At 42.1% G+C, this 5,248-nt stretch carries 4 protein-coding genes and 1 pseudogene; all 5 read left to right on the plus strand.

Translation table 11 applies throughout. The annotated features are described in order from the left end of the window. The coding region (locus BA70_RS20460; protein ID WP_034325190.1) for a hypothetical protein at window positions 1–214 on the plus strand (214 nt) is incomplete at its 5' end. 107 nt (window positions 215–321) lie between these two features. Continuing rightward, entirely contained in the window at window positions 322–3,081 is a 2,760-nt protein-coding gene (locus tag BA70_RS18475) for a phage tail tape measure protein (protein WP_239646712.1), read from the plus strand. Window positions 3,082–3,131: 50 nt separating this feature from the next. Beyond that, entirely contained in the window at window positions 3,132–3,575 is a 444-nt protein-coding gene (locus tag BA70_RS20095) for a hypothetical protein (protein ID WP_034325191.1), read from the plus strand. Between the two features lie 37 nt (window positions 3,576–3,612). Continuing rightward, complete coding sequence (locus BA70_RS18485; protein ID WP_034325192.1) at window positions 3,613–3,975, plus strand: phage tail domain-containing protein; 363 nt, start codon at window positions 3,613–3,615, stop codon at window positions 3,973–3,975. After that, window positions 3,869–5,248, plus strand: a pseudogene (locus tag BA70_RS18490) (phage tail protein); the annotation flags it as partial. The gene BA70_RS18485 and the pseudogene BA70_RS18490, both read left to right, overlap by 107 nt.

Consider the following 5,248-nt stretch of genomic DNA (forward strand, 5'->3'; position numbering starts at 1 on the left):
AATAAGATCGGGGGGATTAATTTTTTCCTATGCTTTCCTCGATATGTATAACGCATTAGAGGACATTGGCTTTACTCAAAATCAGATAGACGAAATGGACATTGTCTATCATCTGAAACGTCTTGCGCGAAGAAAAGAAGCGAGCAAGGAAGAGCCAAATAAGAACGCAGCAGCATCGGATAAGCCTTTGTACATTGGGACCAGCATAAAATGAAGGTCAAAGCACTCGAAAGAGCGTATGCAGATTCAGCCATCAAGAAGGGAAAGGATGCGGAATCAACGCAAACCCTAGCCCGTCGGCTGAACTATGCAACAGCTGAAATGAATAAAACGCAAAACGCGTTAACACAAACGACCAACAAAATTCAGAGGATGGAAGCTGAGATAAAAAGAACATCCTCATCGCTTTATAAAATGGGCCAAAGAATGAGTACAGTTGGCAACAAAATGAGAAGTACGGGTGCTTCGGTAGCAATGACTACAGGTGTTGCTTTTGCAGGCTTGGCCCTCCCACTAAAAGATGCAGTACAAGTGGGTATGGACTTTGAAAAGCAAATGAGTAAAGTCCAAGCTATTTCAGGTGGTACAGCCCAAGAGATAAAAAAGCTAGAAAAACAAGCAATGGATCTTGGGGCAACAACTGTCTTTACTGCCAGTCAAGCAGCTGACGCACAAAGCTTTCTTGCGATGGCTGGTTTTAAAGCAAACGACATATACGCAGCGATGCCAGGTATGTTGAACTTAGCCGCCGCAGGTCAATTAGATTTAGCAGCAGCGGCCGACATCTCCTCCAATATGATGCAAGCCTTTGCGATGAAGGCTGAGGAAGCAGGTCACGCATCGGACGTGATCGCATACGGTGCAGCTAACGCAAACACAAACGTTGAACAAATGGGAGAGGCGATGAAGTTCCTTGCGCCTAACGCTAATTCATTGGGCTGGGGACTAGAAGAATCAGCGGCCGCAGTCATGGCGTTTGGTGACGCAGGTTTACAAGGTTCGATAGCAGGTCAAGCATTTGGTACATCATTGATTCGTCTGGCAACACCTGCCAAAAAAGCTCAGAAGGTAATTGATAACTTAGGATTCGCATTTTTTGATGCGGCCGGAGATATGAAAAGCATGCCGGAAGTCGTTGCAGAAATGGAAAAGGGCATGAAAGGCATGACGAAAGAGCAGCAAGCCGCAACCCTTAAAACCATTGTAGGCGCTGAGTCTTATAAACATTGGGCTATTCTCTTACAAAAAGGCAGCAAGGCTTTAAAAGAGAACACAAAGGCTTTGAAGGAATCAGACGGTGCTGCTCAAGATATGGCAGATACGATGCTAGATAATGCACGAGGCAGCATTGTCGCTTTTAATTCTGCTGTAGAAGGAGCAAAAATCAAACTAACTAAAAGTTTACTTCCTGCGCTTGGTAACCTAGCTGAAAAAGGCGCAGACATCGTTTCCATGTTTAACAAAATGGATTCTGCCACAGCTCAAACGGTTGCAAAAACTGCGCTGTTTGCTACCGGTGTCCTAGGTGCCACAACAGCAGTCGCAACGCTTACGATGGGTATCGGAGCGCTTTTAGCATTTACGGGTCCAGTAGGGCTTGCGATAGTCGGTGGGACTGCTTTATTAGGCGGTATTGCCGTAGCGACCTATGCGTATAATGAGCAGTTGAAAAACCAAAAGAAACGTCAAGAAGAAGCAAAAGAATCGGCTCTTCTATACGGTGAGGGTGTTTCTAAAGCGACGCAAAAGGCTGCAGCCTCGTATGTCAGTCTACGTGAAAAAGCCACTTCACAGCTATTTCAATTAACTCAGGTTTCAGGTGAAGAAGCAGATAAGATGGCAAATAGGTTACTTAAAACTTATCAGAAAATGTCATCTTCTTTAGTTAAAGAATTAGAAGGATTTAAAACAGATGCATTGGCTGTTCTTAATGGTCTTTTTGAGGATCAAGAAGGGAAAATGAAAGAAAAGGGCGAGGAATGGTCTGATCAACTTGTCGGAAAAATTGATCAAGATGTACAAACAGTTCGTAAAAAAATGAAGCAGTTTGAGAAGTTAAAGGAAGAGACGGGTCTAATCACGTCTAATATGAACGAAGTACAACGCAGAACATTTAACGAGATCATCACATTCTTCCAACAGTCTACAAGTAAATTTGCCGCAAATCAAAAGGACGCTTTGGCTATCCAGCAGAGAGTTTCCGAGAGTCAAAATAAGTTATCTTTTAAAAGTGCTAAAGGCTATAACGATCAGATCACTGAGTTGTATAAGGAAGGTCAGAAGGCAGCAAAAAAAGATAGAGATTATATGTCTCAAGTGATGGATGAGGCCCTTGCTAAAGAAGCGATAAACGCTGAACAGCATAAGGCTCTAAAAGCCAAAATTAATGCAGACTATCAAAAGTCTCTTGCTCAAAACCTAAACACATATAAGAAAAGCTCAGAAGCTCTTTTTGATCAAATGTCTAAAGATGGTCAACTGTTAGATTTAGAAACAGGTAAAGCGTTGGAAAGACAAAAAGAGTATTCAAGTAACTCAATGGGAATTTTCGTAGAAATAGAAGAAAGCGAGACTGCATATCAAGCGCGCTGGGCTGAAAAACAGGTAGCATTTTTGCAAAAACTAGGGGGCAGCAAAGAAGAAGCGATAGAGCAAACAAGAAAATCCCTCATTGAGTTTAACGAAGGATTAGGACTAGCAAGTGATAAAGCTGCCTCCGAGGCAGACAAAACAATTGCCAAAGTAGAAAAGAAGATGAACCGCGAAACATCTGCCCGTAATTCAGGAAAGAAAATAGGAAAAGAATTTGCTGATGGTCTAATAGATGCTACACCAAATACATTGGCGAGTGGTTCTATTCTAAAACAGTCATTGGATCTGAAATTACGTGAGGAAAACGGCATTCCTAGAATTGCAGGACAAGAAAAAGGTCGATCGTTTAGTGAAGGTATTAATTCGTCAAAAGTTAACGTATCTAACAGCGGATCAGTGCTGCAGCAAGCACTTAGGCAAAAGCTAAGTGAAGGTAATGCAGGAGAGAAAACATTAGGAGCATCGGTAAAGTTGCAATACGTTCGCTGAAAGATTCCATACAATCCAAATCACCTGCAAAAAAGACCATTGCAGAAGGTGTGAACTTTGGCGATGGGTTTATCATTGGGCTTGGAGAAAAGGCGCAGGACGTGAAAAAGAGCACAGCAGCAATGGCTAATGCAGGAGCTAAAACATTCGGCTCTCAAAAGGGCCAATCATTTAGCGCGGGAATAAGTTCAACAAGCGGCATCACAAGCACAGCAGCAAGCAGCGTAAACCAAACAGCGTTATCAAGCCTAAATAAAAATACCACTCAAGCCACTCAAGCAGGTGCAACAAAAGGAAAGAGCCACAGTGCGGGAATAACAAGCACAAAGGGCGCCAATACGTCTGCAGCATCTTCGGTGAGCGCAACAGCAACAGCCCAACTTGCCAAAACAACCGATGGCGGAGGCGGACAAAAAGCAGGGAGTCAATTTGCATCCGGCATTCGTAGTCAAGCGGGGAATGCTAGTAATTCGGGTAGCACCGTAGCACAATAAGGAAAAAAATGTTTATTAAGTTTTACAACCAAGCAACATGGTTTCTGCTTTGAAGATATTGCTTGATGCTAAAATCGCGGCAAACTTTTATCAGTACAGACATGAGTTTTATGATCTTGTCGTTCAGCCCTCCTGGTATTACATCTCATGTGATCTTCTTCCTGGGAGGCGTTTTGCGGTTACGTGTGACGGAGGATTTCAGATTCCTAAGGACAAGCAAAAAAACCAGGTATCATTCCAAGTGGATTTTAACAATATTACAGGACTAGCAGAGTCAAAGGGCACGTCTTTAAAAAAGTTCTACTTCATCATTTTCAGAAGCTGGTTATGCTACCGACATAAACTATGCAACAAAATTAAACAGCATCATTTTTACTTACAAACTCACACAATACGATAATTTGGATGATCTACCAGAAGAACCGTATGAGCCTGAAACACCAACTAAACCAACATATCCAAGCAAAGAGTACCAGGGCAAGGACATAGAGTTAAATGACGGGCTACCTTCTGATATTGATTTTAGGCAGCTGCATGTCTCAACCAAGGACGGCAAAGAACTTGTTGAAATCGTTGGCGCAGTGCTAGAACTGCAAGACGACACAACAGGTAAAAAGAGTTTCACCTTTACGCTAATGCGGACTGAGGATAACGGAACAGAATTTGATTTACTTGTTCCAGGGAACATACTGTATTTAGACGAAAAAGTTTACAACCATCAAAAGTATTACATTACAGACATTGAGCTTGATCAGAGCAGGAAAAACGTGCTGCAGAAAAAGGTAACCGCCAATCATGTTTATACTGTTCTTCTTGTAAATGACAGAGTCGAAGAAAAGATTTCAAAGAAACTGAAAATCAATGAAGCTTTAGACTTTGCCCTGGCTGGCACGCCTTTTCAATATGTACTAAAAGCAAAACTATCGGAGTTTGACGAAGTAGATCAGGACGGCTTCGGAGAAAAGAACAGAGTCGAATTAATGGATCAGATTGTTGAGGATTATGAAATAGAGCTTGATGTAAATAACTACGTCATCTATGTGCATTTAAAAATGGGTAAAGTAGTAGATTACACCTTTGACAGTCGTTATAACATGCCAGGATTTAAGATGAAGATCAACGATCAAAATACATCAACGCGTGCATGGGGTTACGGTGCAGAAAAGAAAGCTAAGAAAAGTGACACAAAGTCGAACGAAGATGAAAAGGAGAAAGAGCCTGAATACGAATTCGAGCCTATTCTTTATATCCATCCTGATGAAGATAAGTTTCTTATTGAAGGAAAGCCGCGCTGGGGTGAGCCGATAAGAGACGACACAGTAAAGAAACCAAGCAACATGGTTTCTGCTTTGAAAAAGCACGTGAACCCATATCCTGACGTGGTGGTTGAGGCAGAGTACCAGTATATCTATGAGCCAGCACTACAAGGTATAGAAGAGGATTTTTGGAAAGGTGACACGATCCATGTCATTGCTGATACGGCAAACGGCATCACGTTTGAGGACGATGTAAGGCTAGTGTCTGTCACTTATAATCCTCTCAACCCGTATGACAGCCCTAAAATGACTTTCGCTAACTTCCGAAAAGATATTCAAGATTATCAAGTAAGCCAGGCGCGGCAGATTAAGCAGCAGAAAAGATATATAGATCAATTGATGAGAACGCTCAATTAA

This window comes from Bacillus zhangzhouensis, from assembly GCF_000715205.1.
GTDB lineage: Bacteria > Bacillota > Bacilli > Bacillales > Bacillaceae > Bacillus > Bacillus zhangzhouensis.